Source organism: Pseudomonas sp. NFACC32-1, from assembly GCF_900101215.1.
Classification (GTDB): domain Bacteria; phylum Pseudomonadota; class Gammaproteobacteria; order Pseudomonadales; family Pseudomonadaceae; genus Aquipseudomonas.
The window spans coordinates 49,563-62,965 of sequence record NZ_FMUL01000012.1 but is presented as its reverse complement, the minus strand read 5'-3'; the positions used below and the strand labels follow the sequence as shown (position 1 = coordinate 62,965).

At 62.8% G+C, this 13,403-nt stretch carries 11 protein-coding genes; 4 read left to right on the top strand and 7 right to left on the bottom strand.

Annotated elements, in window-relative coordinates:
- Nucleotides 1-20 precede the first annotated feature (20 nt).
- The 3 genes from ybeY to miaB form a co-directional block, all read right to left on the bottom strand.
- Nucleotides 21-479, bottom strand: coding sequence for an rRNA maturation RNase YbeY (ybeY, locus tag BLP99_RS18280; RefSeq protein ID WP_072395870.1), 459 nt, complete (start codon nucleotides 477-479; stop codon nucleotides 21-23).
- Nucleotides 472-1,482, bottom strand: a complete 1,011-nt coding sequence (locus BLP99_RS18275) for a PhoH family protein (RefSeq protein WP_072395872.1) — start codon at nucleotides 1,480-1,482, stop codon at nucleotides 472-474. Before BLP99_RS18275 ends, ybeY begins: the two co-directional genes overlap by 8 nt.
- Before the next feature lie 204 nt (nucleotides 1,483-1,686).
- A complete protein-coding gene (miaB, locus tag BLP99_RS18270; RefSeq protein WP_176776516.1) occupies nucleotides 1,687-3,015 on the bottom strand; it encodes a tRNA (N6-isopentenyl adenosine(37)-C2)-methylthiotransferase MiaB in 1,329 nt (442 codons plus the stop codon).
- A 133-nt stretch (nucleotides 3,016-3,148) separates the two neighbouring features.
- Between miaB and BLP99_RS18265 the strand changes: the two genes are divergently transcribed.
- The gene (locus BLP99_RS18265; protein ID WP_024780849.1) at nucleotides 3,149-3,478 is read left to right on the top strand and encodes a DUF1820 family protein; all 330 of its coding nucleotides are present in this window, start codon (nucleotides 3,149-3,151) and stop codon (nucleotides 3,476-3,478) included.
- 136 nt (nucleotides 3,479-3,614) lie between these two features.
- On the opposite strand, the gene BLP99_RS18260 is transcribed toward BLP99_RS18265, so the two are convergent.
- From BLP99_RS18260 to BLP99_RS18245, 4 genes are all read right to left on the bottom strand, one after another.
- Nucleotides 3,615-4,169: a tetratricopeptide repeat protein gene (locus BLP99_RS18260; protein ID WP_072395876.1), complete on the bottom strand. Its 555-nt coding sequence runs from the start codon at nucleotides 4,167-4,169 to the stop codon at nucleotides 3,615-3,617.
- A gap of 218 nt (nucleotides 4,170-4,387) precedes the next feature.
- Complete coding sequence (hemL, locus tag BLP99_RS18255) at nucleotides 4,388-5,671, bottom strand: glutamate-1-semialdehyde 2,1-aminomutase (protein WP_092181320.1); 1,284 nt, start codon at nucleotides 5,669-5,671, stop codon at nucleotides 4,388-4,390.
- Between the two features lie 22 nt (nucleotides 5,672-5,693).
- The gene (thiE, locus tag BLP99_RS18250; RefSeq protein WP_072395890.1) at nucleotides 5,694-6,320 is read right to left on the bottom strand and encodes a thiamine phosphate synthase; all 627 of its coding nucleotides are present in this window, start codon (nucleotides 6,318-6,320) and stop codon (nucleotides 5,694-5,696) included.
- Nucleotides 6,321-6,337: 17 nt separating this feature from the next.
- Nucleotides 6,338-7,135: a bifunctional hydroxymethylpyrimidine kinase/phosphomethylpyrimidine kinase gene (locus tag BLP99_RS18245; protein WP_072395892.1), complete on the bottom strand. Its 798-nt coding sequence runs from the start codon at nucleotides 7,133-7,135 to the stop codon at nucleotides 6,338-6,340.
- 456 nt (nucleotides 7,136-7,591) lie between these two features.
- On the opposite strand from BLP99_RS18245, the gene BLP99_RS18240 reads away from it, so the two are divergent.
- From BLP99_RS18240 to amn, 3 genes are all read left to right on the top strand, one after another.
- Nucleotides 7,592-9,976, top strand: coding sequence for a hybrid sensor histidine kinase/response regulator (locus tag BLP99_RS18240; RefSeq protein WP_072395902.1), 2,385 nt, complete (start codon nucleotides 7,592-7,594; stop codon nucleotides 9,974-9,976).
- Between the two features lie 74 nt (nucleotides 9,977-10,050).
- A complete protein-coding gene (locus BLP99_RS18235) occupies nucleotides 10,051-11,700 on the top strand; it encodes an acyl-CoA dehydrogenase family protein (protein WP_092181317.1) in 1,650 nt (549 codons plus the stop codon).
- A gap of 123 nt (nucleotides 11,701-11,823) precedes the next feature.
- Nucleotides 11,824-13,323 carry an AMP nucleosidase gene (amn, locus tag BLP99_RS18230; RefSeq protein WP_165887859.1) on the top strand — a complete coding sequence of 500 codons (1,500 nt, stop codon included), beginning with the start codon at nucleotides 11,824-11,826 and terminating at the stop codon, nucleotides 13,321-13,323.
- Nucleotides 13,324-13,403 lie beyond the last annotated feature (80 nt).

The following is a 13,403-nucleotide window of genomic DNA, read 5'->3' as shown; positions in this document are numbered from 1 at the left end:
TGTCGTTACAGGTTGATGTATCAGTGTTCGTCGTCGGCGTAGGGGTCGGGATGACCCAACTCAGCTAGCAACGTTCGTTCCAGCGCTTCCATTTCCTCGGCTTCTTCATCTTCAATATGGTCGTACCCCAGAAGATGCAAGCAGCCGTGAATCACCAGATGGGCCCAGTGGGCCTCGGGGCTCTTGCCCTGTTCGGCCGCTTCGCGCTCCACCACCGGCACGCAGATCACCAGGTCGCCCAGTAGCGGAATGTCCAGCAGATCGTCGGGCACGTCGGCGGGGAACGACAGCACGTTGGTGGCGTAGTCTTTCTGCCGCCAGGTGTGGTTCAGCTCGCGGCCTTCGGGTTCGTCCACGAGGCGGATCGTCAGCTCCGAGTCGGCGCTGCGCTGGCGCAACGCCAGCTCGCACCACTGGCGGAACTGGGCTTCCTGGGGCGCGGGGTGTTCACTGGCCAGTTGCAGGTCGAGTTCAAGCATCGGGACGATTGCCTTTGCCGTCATGCGTGTCCTCGGCCGCGCGCTGTTCGAAGCGCTCATAGGCCTCGACGATGCGCTGTACCAGTGGATGGCGCACGACGTCCTTGGGCATGAAATGGGTGAAGCTGATACCCGGCACGTCCTTGAGCACCTGGATCACATGGTGCAGCCCGGACTTGGTGCCACGAGGCAGGTCGACCTGGGTGATGTCCCCGGTGATGACGGCGGTTGAGCCGAAGCCGATCCGGGTCAGGAACATTTTCATCTGTTCGACGGTGGTGTTCTGGCTTTCGTCGAGGATGATGAAGCTGTTGTTCAATGTACGACCGCGCATGTAGGCCAGCGGCGCGACCTCGATGACCTGGCGCTCGATCAGCTTGGCGACATGTTCGAAGCCGAGCATTTCGTAGAGCGCGTCATACAGGGGCCGCAGGTACGGGTCGATCTTCTGGGTCAGGTCGCCCGGCAGGAAACCGAGCTTTTCACCCGCTTCGACTGCCGGCCGCACCAGCAGGATGCGCCGGACCTGTTCGCGCTCCAGCGCGTCCACCGCGCAAGCCACGGCCAGGTAGGTCTTGCCGGTACCGGCCGGGCCGATGCCGAAGTTGATGTCGTTGCCCAGGATTTCCTTCACGTAGCGCTGTTGATTCAAGCCGCGCGGGCGAATCATGCCTTTCTTCGTGCGCAGGGCCACGGCAGGTTCCGACGGGGCGTGGTTGTCGAGTTCTTCGACAGCCGATTCCTGCAGGAACAGGTGGACCGTGTCCGGCGACAGCTCGCTCCCTTTGGTTTCCCGATAGAGACGGCGCAGGAGGTTTTCCGCGGAGGTGGTGTGCTTGGGTTCGCCGATCAGCTCGAACTGGTTTCCGCGGTTGCGGATCTCGATGGCCAGGCGCTGTTCGATCAAGCGCAGGTGCTCGTCGAATTGCCCGCACAGATTGGCGAAGCGGCGAGCCTCAAAGGGCTCGAGGATAAAGCGATGGGGTTCGATGGGTGCGTTCAAGGTCGTTTTTAGCCGCCCGGGGCAATTGAAGTGAAATCAAGGATAACGCCAGTAGGCTGGGTGTGAAAGGTCTTAAACGATCACAGGGCTCGACACTATCCCTGTGGGAGCGAGCCAGCTCGCGGTGGCTGAGTGTCTGTCGACATTGGCATCAACTGATCCACCGCTATCGCGAGCAGGCTCGCTCCCACAGGCAATGGGGGGTTACTGGACCAGCGAACCCCGCAGGGAGTGCGGTTGCGCGGAGTCGATGTGCACGTCGGCGAACTGGCCGATCAGGGCCGGGGTGTCGCAGCGGAAATTGACGATGCGGTTGTTTTCGGTCCGTCCTTGCAGTTCGCCAGGGTCTTTTTTCGAGTAATCGGTCACCAGGATCCGCTCGATGGTACCGACCATTTGTCGGCTGATCTCGAAACCCTGCTGGTTCAAACGGTGCTGCAAGGCGTTGAGCCGTTCCTTTTTCAATTCCTCGGGCGTGTCGTCCGCCAGGTCGGCCGCCGGAGTGCCGGGGCGCTGGCTATAGACAAAGGAATAGGAAAAGTCGAAACCCACGTCTTCGATCAGCTTCATGGTCTGCTGGAAGTCTTTCTCGGTTTCGCCGGGAAAACCGACGATAAAGTCCGAACTGATGCAGATCCCCGGAACCGCCGCCCGCAGTTTGCGCAGTTTGGACTTGTACTCCAGCGCCGTGTGGTTGCGTTTCATGGCCGCGAGGATCCGGTCGGAACCCGATTGCACCGGTAGATGCAGGTGCTTGACCAGTTCCGGCACCTCGGCATGGGCGCGAATGAGGCTGTCGGAGAACTCCAGGGGGTGCGAAGTGGTGTAGCGAATACGGTCGATGCCGTCCACCGCCGCGACCACGCGGATCAGTTCGGCGAGGTCCGCGAGCCGGCCGTCATGGGTCAGGCCACGATAACCGTTGACGTTCTGCCCCAGCAGCGTGACTTCTCGAACGCCGTTCTCCGCCAGATGGATGATCTCGGCGATCACGTCGTCGAATGGCCGGCTGACTTCTTCGCCCCGGGTGTAGGGCACTACGCAGAAAGTGCAGTACTTGCTGCAACCTTCCATGACCGAGACATAGGCGCTCGGGCCATCGATGCGGGGCTCGGGCAGGTGGTCGAATTTCTCGATCTCGGGGAATGTGACGTCGACCTGCGGCAGCTTGGTGATGCGCGCCGCGTCGATCATTTCCGGCAGGCGGTGCAGGGTCTGCGGGCCGAAAACCACGTCAACGTACGGCGCACGGTCACGAATCGCCGCGCCTTCCTGGCTGGCCACGCAGCCACCCACGGCGATGACCATCTCCGGGTTGGCCAGTTTGAGTTCGCGCCAGCGGCCGAGCTGGGAGTAGACCCGGTCCTGGGCGCGTTCGCGGATCGAGCAGGTATTGAGCAGGATCACGTCCGCGTCTTCAGCGCGCGCGGTGACTTCCAGGGCCTGGTGCTCACCCAGCAGATCCACCATGCGCGAGCTGTCGTACTCGTTCATCTGGCAACCGTGGGTTTCGATGTAAAGCTTCTTGGCCATGGACCTGGGTCTCACGTGATTCAAAGAACCGCGCATTATAGGGAACAAGTCCCCCGGTTCCTACCGCTGTGCGAGCAACGGCTATGCTATAGTTCGCGCCCTCATTTTTACCCGCCGATGTGTTTCGCCTGCCATGACCAAACGTGAAGCTCCAATCTACAAGGTGATTTTCCTCAACCAGGGCCAGGTGTTCGAGATGTACGCCAAGCAGATCTACCAGAGCGATCTGTGGGGCTTCCTGGAGGTAGAAGAGTTCGTCTTCGGCGAGCGCACGCAGGTGGTCGTCGATCCGAGTGAAGAAAAGCTCAAGGCACAGTTCGAAGGCGTGGTGCGCAGTTTTGTGCCGATGCACTCGATCGTGCGTATCGACGAGGTGGAGCGCCTGGGCACCCCGAAAATCAGCGAAGCCCGTGGCACGGTTGGCAACGTGATGCCATTTCCGATGCCGATGCCCGAGAAGTAAGTCAAGACCGAGGTGCTCCCAATCGCGAGCAAGCTCGCTCCCACACTGGATTGTCGATGCTCGCAAACTTGTGCGCACAGAGAGCCCATTTGGGAGCGAGCTTGCTCGCGATGAGGCCATCAAGGCCGAAGAATAGTCAGGGCAGTGGTGAAAAAGGCGTGCGCCCGTCGGCGTTCTGCAATTCCATCAGGTATTTGCGGAAGATCTGTCCCAGCACCTGGGTTGCCACTTCCAGCTCGTCGCGGGGCATCTGCTCGGCGACTTCGTCGGCGGTGTCCAGGGCTTCTTCGGCGCCATTGACCGCTGCCATCTTCAGGACAATGTAGGCCTGGACGTTATTGGCGGGTACGCCTTCGCCATGGAAGAACATGCCGCCCAGCTTGAACTGCGCCTGGGCATGGCCTTGCAGCGAGGCTTTTTCGAAATAGTCGAGGGCCAGCTTGAGGTCGCGTGGCGCGGCCTTGCCGTCGTAGTAGAACTCACCCAGCTCGTATTGCGCTTGAGCATCGCCTGCGTCCGCCGCTTTTCGACAGGCGTCGAGCGCCGGTGCGAGATCTTGTGGCTGGGTGTTGAGCGTGCAACGGCCCATCGCCGGGATCAACAACGAGTTGCCGCCTGCCTGTGCATTCGCCAGCAGGGGCTGAAGGAGCAACAGGCAGCCCAGGGCAAGGGTGCGGCCGGTGCGGTTCATGGGAATCGACTTACCTCTGAGGGGCGCGCGGACCCTCCGGGGGATCCAATAAGCGCGCATTATGAAATAAGCAGGGCCATCCTTACAAAGTCTTTACTCGTTTTTCTGCTGCTGATGGGCATCAATGGCGGCTTCAGGGGTAAAGGCGTAGGAAAAGAGGCCGGGGGCTATCGTCAATCACTGACGCTGGTGTCAGCCAGCGTCAGTTATCCACAGGCTTACTTCAGCGCAGCGAAGGCTCGTTCGGCCGCATCGAGGGTGATCTTCAGCTCGGCCTCGCCATGGGCGATGGAGGTAAAGCCGGCTTCGAATGCGCTCGGTGCCAGGTAGACGCCGCCTTCGAGCATCAGGTGGAAGAAGCGCTTGAAGCGATCTGCATCGCTGGCCATGACATCTTCGAAGGTCACGATGTCGTCTGCGCCGCTGAAGTACAGCCCGAACATGCCGCCGGCCTGGGTGGTCACGAACGGGATGCCTGCGGCGTCCGCACGAATCTGCAGGCCGTCGAGCAGGCGGGTGGTGTAGTCGGTCAGCTCGGCGTGGAAGCCGGGGCGGCTGATCAGGCGCAAGGTGGTCAGGCCGGCGGCCATGGCCAGCGGGTTGCCCGACAGAGTGCCGGCCTGGTAGACCGGGCCCAGCGGCGCGATGCATTCCATGATGGCGCGCTTGCCGCCGAAGCAGCCCACTGGCATGCCACCGCCGATGATCTTGCCGAAGGTGCTCAGGTCCGGAGTCACGCCGTAATGGGCCTGGGCTCCGCCGAGGGACACGCGAAAACCGGTCATCACTTCATCGAAGATCAGCACCACGCCATGTTGGTCACACAGGCTGCGCAAGCCTTCGAGGAAACCGGGGGCCGGCGGAACGCAGTTCATGTTGCCGGCCACCGGCTCGACGATGATGCACGCCACTTCCTGGCCGACTTCGCCGAGCATCTTATCGACTTCTTCCAGATCGTTGAACGGCAGGGTCAGGGTGTGTTTGGCGAATGCCGCCGGCACGCCGGCCGAGCTGGGCACGCCTTGGGTCAACGCGCCGGAACCGGCCTTGACCAGCAGGCTGTCGGAATGGCCGTGGTAGCAGCCTTCGAACTTGATGATGCTGTCGCGACCGGTGTAGCCGCGGGCCAGGCGGATGGCGCTCATGGTCGCCTCGGTGCCGGAGCTGACCATGCGCACCATCTCCATGGACGGCACGATGGAGCAGACCAGGTCGGCCATCTCGGTTTCCATCGCGGTCGGGGCACCGTAGGACAGGCCGTGCTCCAGTTGCCGGCGTACGGCATCCAGCACGTCCGGATGGCTGTGCCCGAGGATCATCGGGCCCCACGAGCCCACGTAGTCCACGTAGCGCTTGTCGTCTTCGTCGGTGACATATGCGCCTTCGGCGTGCTTGAAGAACAGCGGGGTGCCGCCGACGCTCTTGAATGCACGGACGGGGGAGTTCACGCCGCCGGGGATATGTTTCTGGGCGTTGGCAAACAGGGTTTCGGAACGGGACATGGTCGGTCTCTCGAAATCGGAATCAGTTGATGTGCAACAGGCTGTTGAAGGCGCGGGCGCGGCGCGTCACCTCGGCGGTGCTGTCGGCGCCGAACAGGCCGTGGACCACGGCGAGCAGGTCGACACCGTGGGCCACCAGCGGGGCGGCATTGTCCAGGGTGATGCCGCCAATGGCGCATACCGGGATATGCAGTTTGACGCGGGCCTGTTCGAGCAGTTCAAGGTTTGCGCTGGGCGCGCCGGGCTTGGTGTTGGAGTTGAAGAAGCGTCCGAAGGCGACATAGCTGGCACCCTCGCTGGCCGCCTGTTCGGCCAGCTCCAGGCTGGAATGGCAGGTGGAGCCGATGATCGCCTTGCGCCCGAGCAGCGCCCGCACCGGTGCCAGCGGGCCATCGGTCTGTCCCAGGTGCACGCCGACGCCCAGGCGCGCAGCCAGCTCGGCATCGTCGTTGATGATCAGCTGGGTCTTGTAGCGTTCGCACAGGTTGCGCAGCGCTTCGGCTTCGCGCAGGCGCCGTGCTTCGTCGCTGCTCTTGTCGCGGTATTGCAGCAGGGTGACGCCACCTTCCAGTGCCGCTTCGACATAGGCGAGGAACTTGCCGGCCAGTAACTGGCTATCGGTGATGGCGTAAAGGCCACGTAGTTTCATGCAGCAGGCCTCCGGTGCTAGGAGCAGAAATCCAGCGGGAGGCGACGCGGCACGAACTGGCCTTTGCCCAGCTGTTCGGCATCGCGCAAGGTGCGCCAGGTGTAGTCCAGGGCTGTCTTCACGGCGCTGGCAAGCTGTTCGCCCTGGGCCAGTCGGCCGGCCAGGGCGCTGGCCAGGGTGCAGCCGGAGCCATGGTAGCTGCCGGGCAGGCGCTGGCAGGTAAAGGTTTCGCGACGACCGTCCCGGCTATACAGGCGATTGTGAACTTCATGTTCGTCGCCATGACCGCCGGTGATCAACAGGTGCTTGACGAAGGGCAGCAGTTTTTCGGCGCATTCATCCGCGCTGCCCTCGGGCAGTTCGGCGAGGATGCGGGCTTCGGGCAGATTGGGGGTGGCAATGATCGACAAGGGCAACAGGCGTTCGCGCATGGCGTAGCCGACTTCATCCTTGCCCAGGCGACCACCGCCGCCGGCGCGCAGCACCGGGTCGCAGACCGTCGGCAAATGCGGATGCGCCTGGAGCAGCTCGACCACGGTGTCGACCATTTCCAGCGAGCCGAGCATGCCCAGCTTGACTGCCGCCACCGACGAATCGTTGAGCACGGCATTGGCTTGCGCCAGGACCCACTCCCGGTCGAGTACGCGGAAATCGCTCACGTTCACCGTGTCTTGCACGGTCAGCGCGGTAACCGCCGCAGCGGCGTGACAACCCTGGGCGAGCAAGGCTTCGATATCTGCCTGCAGGCCGGCGCCCCCACTGGGGTCGTGGCCGGAGAGACAGAGGACAACGGGGCGAGAGCTGTAGATATTCATGGTGCGCGAGCTTACCACCAAACCCATTCGATCGGCGCACGCCTGTAGCAGGGGAAACAGCTGCAGGCAGGATTTATGTGTGGCGAGGGATCCAAGGCCCTGTACCAAAAGCCTTGATGCCTGTTCATGCTGCGTTGAAAACTGCCCCGCACTGCCTGACCTTCGTCTCAAGACTTTTCGTACAGAGCCTGGCGAAACGCTAAATTCCCCTCGCCACCCTCGAGCCTGCCTGCAGGGGCGCATCGCAATCTGACCAAAGCAACAGCTCTAGCTCAATGCATTGCGCTGAAACGCCCGTTCTAGAGCGTTCTGGTGGAAAAATTTCAATGGTGCAGATTGGCCATCAGCGGCTATGCTAAAGATGGATCCAACACATAACAGGTAATGCCGGTTTTACGTCTACTCAGGGAATGGGGGGCTTCCTGACTCAACCGGACAGGCCACGCTGGGGCTTAAATGCGCTATTTGCTGATGTTGCTGCTGTGCTTGCCCCCCTTGGCGAGCGCCCTCGAATTCAATGAGTTCACCCAACGCCTGTCCCTGGGTCAGGCCATGCAGGTTTTCGAAGACGTCAACGGCACGGCCACCCTCGACGATGTCATGGCCCAGGCCGCAACCGGTGGCTTCAAGCCCCATGGCAAGGACACCCTCAACGCCGGTTATTCACGGTCGGCGTTCTGGCTGAAGATCGACCTGCACTACCGTCCCGAGAATCCCCAGGCCCAGCGCACCTGGCTGCTGGAGCTGGCGTATCCGCCGCTGGACCACCTCGACCTGTACCTGCCGGACGCCACGGGAGCGTATCGCCTGGTTCGCCGGACCGGCGATGCGCTGCCGTTCGCCGCCCGGGAAATTCGCCAGAACAACTATGTCTTCAGCCTGGACTTCAAGCCCGACCAGCGCCAGACCGTGTATCTGCGCCTGCAGAGCGAGGGGTCGATCCAGGCGCCGCTGACGCTGTGGTCCAGCACCGCTTACCTCGAACAGCAACCGGTGCGCCTGTATGTGTTGGGGATCATCTATGGCGTGTTGCTGGGGATGCTGGTCTACAACCTGTTCATCTACCTGAGCGTGCGAGACACCAGCTACCTCTATTACATCGTCTACATCGCTTCGTTCGGCCTCTATCAGTTGTCGGTCAACGGCGCGGCGGTGGAGTTCTTCTGGCCGGACAGCCCCTGGTGGGCCAACGCCGCGACGCCGTTCTTCATCGGTTGCGCAGGACTGTTCGGCAGCCAGTTCGCCCGCAGCTTCCTGCAGACCACCCAGTACTGCCGCTGGATGGACCGGCTGTTGCTGGCCTTGATCGCCTACAGCGCCGTGGTGATCGGCCTGTCTTTGATGACCAGCTACGCCCTGGCACTGCGTCTGGCGACACTACTGGCGCTGGTCTTCACCGTGGTGATCTTTGCCGCCGGGTTGTTCGCCTGGTGGCGCGGGTTGCGGGTGGCTCGTTACTTCATCATCGCCTGGTCGGCGTTCTTGGTGGGGGGCATCGTCAACACGATGATGGTGCTCGGCTACCTGCCGAACGTCTTCCTGACCATGTACGCCAGCCAGATCGGCTCGGCCATCGAGGTGGCGCTGTTGTCCCTGGCCCTGGCCGACCGCATCAACGCCATGCGTGAACAGCAGGCCCAGACGCTGTTCGACGCCGGGCAGAAACTGGAAATGCTCAACCAGCAGTTGGCCCAGGGCAACAAGCTCAAGGACGAATTCCTCGCCACCCTGACCCACGAGCTGCGTACCCCCATGAATGGTGTGATCGGTTCCCTGGAGCTGATGGAAACCGTCGAAATGGGGGAGGAGCTGATCCAGTACCAGCAGACCGCCGCCGGTTCGGCGCGGGACATGATGCGTATGGTCAACGGTATGCTCACCCTCACCGAGTTGCAGGCGGGCAAGCTCAAGGTTTCGCCGGCACCGTTCAGCCTTCGCGGGATGATCGATGCCCTGCAGGTGCAGTTCGGCAGCAATGCCGGGGCCAAGGGGCTGGATTTCAAGGTTGACGTGGCATCCGGCGTGGCGGATCGCCTGCTGGGGGACAGCGGCAAGCTGGCGCAATGCCTGGAGTGCCTGTTGGACAATGCCATCAAGTTCACCCGGGTGGGGGGGCTTGCGCTGCGAGTCAGTGGCAGGCCAACGGCGCTCGATCGATGGGCGCTGTCCTTCGCCGTGATCGATACCGGCATCGGCTTCACCGACCTGGGCGAGGCGACGTTGTACCAGCGGTTCTTCCAGCTCGACGGCTCGATGACCCGTGAGTTCGGTGGTCTCGGCGTCGGCCTGGCGATTTGCCGGCAACTGGTGGAGTTGCTCGGTGGCCGTTTGACCCATACCTCCGAGCCCGGCCGTGGCAGCCGTTTCCAGCTGGACGTCGAATTCGAGACGGCACTGCCCGTGTCCGTGCCCACGCCGTTTTCGTTCGGCGCTCGGCAGGGCGCTCGCCGGCCCCAGGACTGCACGGTGCTGTTGGCCGATGACAATAGCGTCGATCAGTTGGTCATGCGCGGCATGTTGCTCAAGCTTGGCTATCGGGTGCGTACGGTCGACAACGGGCATGCGGCACTGGAACTGTTGCAGCAAGACAGTTTCGATGCGGTGTTGCTCGACTGCCAGTCGACCCCGCTGGACGGGGCGGCGGTCTGCTGCCAGATCCGTACCCTGGCCGGGTGTGAAGATGTGCCGGTGCTGGTGGTCAGTCCCTCCCTGGAGCAGCCTTTCTGTCCCTCGGGTTCTTTGATCGATTACCTGAGCAAACCGGTGAAATTCGAGGTGTTGCAGACGATCCTGCAACGGCGGGTGCTTTGTCCGAAGCAGGGTGAAAGCGCCGATATTTAGGCAGGTATGACACTTTGTTCGGCCTGGAGGCGGTGCTTAACTGAAGGTCTGCTGGCCGACCGAGGAGCCCCGTCATGAACCTGCACCAGTTCGCCGAAACCCACGACGTCACCAATCAGCCCCCCTCCCTGGACGGTGCCAACCTGTATCGCATCGACCTGCCGCTGCAACAGTGGTCGCAGCGTTTTGGTGCTGGCTGGGCACAGGCGCGGATCGATGAGTACGGCGCGCTGGCCGGTGGGCCGTTGATGGAGGCGGGCTTCCTGGCCAACCAGAACAAGCCGGTGTTTTCCAGCCATGACCGTTATGGCCACCGCATCGACCTGGTGGAATTCCATCCCGCCTACCATCAGTTGATGCGCACCGCCATCGAGCATGGCCTGCCCAGTCTGCCTTGGGCCCATCCGCAACCCGGTGCCCACGTCGCCCGGGCTTCGATGACCTACCTGCATAGCCAGGCCGAAGCGGGCACCGGTTGCCCGTTGACCATGACCTTCGCCAGCGTGCCGGCGTTGCGCCTGCAACCGGACCTGGCCGAGCGCTGGCTGCCGAAAGTGCTCGCCACCGAATACGACCCGCGCAATGTCGGCATGGCGCACAAGGCCGGGGTCACCCTTGGCATGGCGATGACCGAGAAACAGGGCGGCACCGATGTGCGCGCCAACACCACCAAGGCCTATCCGGTGGGCGCCAGCGGTCCGGGGCAGGCCTATGAGCTGGTGGGTCACAAATGGTTCTGTTCGGCACCGATGTGCGATGCCTTCCTGACCCTGGCCCAGACCGACAAGGGGTTGAGCTGTTTCCTGCTGCCGCGCCACCGCCCGGACGACACCCGCAATCAGTTCTACATTCAGCGGTTGAAGAACAAGCTGGGCAATTGTTCCAATGCCTCCAGCGAAGTCGAGTTCCGTGGGGCCCTGGCCTGGATGATGGGCGAAGAGGGGCGGGGGGTACCGACCATCATCGAGATGGTTGCCATGACACGCTTCGATTGCATGGTCGGTTCCAGCGCCCTGATGCGCCAGGCCCTGACCCAGGCCAGCCATCATTGCGCGCACCGCCAGGTCGGCGGCCGGTTGCTGAGCGAGCAGCCGCTGATGCAGAACGTCCTGGCCGACCTCGCCCTGGAAAGCGAGGCCGCCCTGGCCCTGAGCCTGCGCATGGGCCGGGCGCTGGATCACTTGAGTGACGAGCACGAGGCCAGGTTCGCCCGGCTGGTGACGGCGGTGGGCAAATACTGGATCTGCAAGCGCGCCCCCGGAATGATCAACGAGGCCGCCGAATGCATGGGCGGTGCCGGTTACGTGGAAGACAGCATCCTGCCGCGCCTGTACCGGGAAGCGCCGGTCAACTCGACATGGGAAGGCTCCGGCAACGTGCAATGCCTGGATGTATTGCGGGCCCTGTCCAAGGAACCGGGGGTGCTGGAAGTGCTGTTCAGCGAACTGGGCGACGGCCACGGCGACAAACGCCTGGCCGCCCATATCGAGGGACTGCACACGGCGTTCAAGGACACCGACGACATCCAGTACCGCGCCCGGCAGTTTACCGAAGACATCGCCGTGGGCCTGCAAGCCAGGCTGTTGCTGGAGGCGGGGAACAGCGAGGTCAGCGATGCCTTCATCGCCAGTCGCCTGGGTTCGACCGGCCGGGCGTATGGAGCCCTGCCTCGGGGGTTGAATGTCGAGGCGATCGTGGCGCGCTCGACTCCGCATGGCTTTTAGAAACACCACCTCTCCCTGTGGGAGCGATCAAGCTGGCCTCCACAGGGGCTGAAGATCAATTGTGGGTGAATGATCGAGCGCGCCAATACGCCACTGTTCCCGTCGGGCGGCGATGCAGGCAAGATGAAGGCCTGCAAGTCAGAACACAGGAAGCTGATCGTGACCGAAGCGTTTATTGTCGTTCAAACCGCCGAGCAAGCCGTAGACCGGCTCGCGGCACTGCACGAGCGTGCGACCACCGCGCTGAACCAGGCGCTCATGCGTTACCTCAAGGATCGAATCGAACCGGATGCCGAGCAGCGGGCCTTGTTTCGCTATCCCGCCCTGCGCCTGACCTACCATTGCCACGGCGAAGTCCCACAAACCACCCGGGCCTACGCCAAGGTCCAGCTGCCGGGCACTTATTGCGTCACCGTTACCCACCCTGCCGCGTTCCGTAAATACCTGCTGGAACAGCTCGTCCCGCTGATGCATGACTTTACCGTCACCGTGGAAGTGGGTGTCAGCGAACAGAACATCCCGTACCCGTACGTGGTCGAGCAGGGTGACGAACTGGCCGGCTCCGGCGTGACGGCAGCGGTGCTGGCGCGGGTTTTCCCCAGCACAGACCTGTCGGCCGCCACCGACGGCATCGCCGACGGGCTCTATGACTGGGAAAATACCGACCCGTTGCCCCTGGCGCTGTTCGATGCCGCCCGCGTGGACTTCTCCCTGCGTCGACTGGTGCACTACACCGGTAGCGACTGGCGCCATGTGCAACCGTGGATCCTGCTGACCAACTATCACCGCTATGTCGACCAGTTCATCGTCCACGGCCTGGAGCAGTTGCGCAGCGATCCGCGTTTCGTGCGCATGGTCCTGCCGGGCAACGTGATCATCGACAAGAACATGGACCACGGCGAAGCCTCGGCCATCGCCGCCGGCGTGGTCTGGCACCGCTACCAGATGCCGGCCTATCACCTGCAGGCCAGCGACGGCCATGGCGTGACCCTGGTGAACATCGGGGTGGGTCCGTCCAACGCCAAGAACATTACCGACCACCTGGCGGTACTGCGACCGCATTGCTGGCTGATGATCGGTCACTGCGGCGGCCTGCGGCAGTCCCAGACCATCGGCGACTATGTCCTGGCCCACGCCTACATGCGCCGCGATGGCATCCTCGACCGGGTGGTACCGCCAAACATTCCGATTCCGGCCCTGGCGGAAGTGCAACTGGCGCTCCAGCAGGCCGCGGCGAATATCACCGGCGAGAAGGGCGACGAGCTTAAGAAGCGCCTGCGTACCGGCACGGTACTGACCTACGATGACCGCAACTGGGAACTGCGCTGGGCCCAGGAACGTCCGTTGATCAACCTGTCTCGTGCCGTGGCGGTGGATATGGAGAGCGGCACCATCGCGGCCCAGGGTTATCGCCTGCGGGTGCCGTATGGCACGTTGCTGTGCGTTTCGGACAAGCCGCTGCACAGCGAGATCAAGCTGCCCGGTTCGGCCAACGCGTTCTATGAACGGGCGGTCAACCAGCACCTGAAGATCGGCATCGCCGCGCTGGACCTGCTGCGCACCGAGCTGAACTCCTTGCACTCCCGCAAGCTGCGCAGCTTCGACGAGCCTCCGTTCCGCTGATGTGACGGTGGTTATTTAGCGGTCGGGCCACTAGCATTGGCGGCCCTGATCGCTAGATGCCGTGCCACTATGCCCCGTTC

What these genes read in the sequence shown, in the direction of transcription:
- BLP99_RS18245 (WP_072395892.1), bottom strand. Translation starts at nt 7,135, where the DNA reads ATGAATATCTACAGCTCTCGCCCCGTTGTCCTCTGTCTCTCCGGCCAC.
- miaB (WP_176776516.1), bottom strand. Translation starts at nt 3,015, where the DNA reads ATGGCCAAGAAGCTTTACATCGAAACCCACGGTTGCCAGATGAACGAG.
- BLP99_RS18260 (WP_072395876.1), bottom strand. Translation starts at nt 4,169, where the DNA reads ATGAACCGCACCGGCCGCACCCTTGCCCTGGGCTGCCTGTTGCTCCTT.
- amn (WP_165887859.1), top strand. Translation starts at nt 11,824, where the DNA reads ATGAAGGCCTGCAAGTCAGAACACAGGAAGCTGATCGTGACCGAAGCG.
- ybeY (WP_072395870.1), bottom strand. Translation starts at nt 479, where the DNA reads ATGCTTGAACTCGACCTGCAACTGGCCAGTGAACACCCCGCGCCCCAG.
- BLP99_RS18240 (WP_072395902.1), top strand. Translation starts at nt 7,592, where the DNA reads ATGCGCTATTTGCTGATGTTGCTGCTGTGCTTGCCCCCCTTGGCGAGC.
- BLP99_RS18265 (WP_024780849.1), top strand. Translation starts at nt 3,149, where the DNA reads ATGACCAAACGTGAAGCTCCAATCTACAAGGTGATTTTCCTCAACCAG.
- BLP99_RS18235 (WP_092181317.1), top strand. Translation starts at nt 10,051, where the DNA reads ATGAACCTGCACCAGTTCGCCGAAACCCACGACGTCACCAATCAGCCC.
- hemL (WP_092181320.1), bottom strand. Translation starts at nt 5,671, where the DNA reads ATGTCCCGTTCCGAAACCCTGTTTGCCAACGCCCAGAAACATATCCCC.
- thiE (WP_072395890.1), bottom strand. Translation starts at nt 6,320, where the DNA reads ATGAAACTACGTGGCCTTTACGCCATCACCGATAGCCAGTTACTGGCC.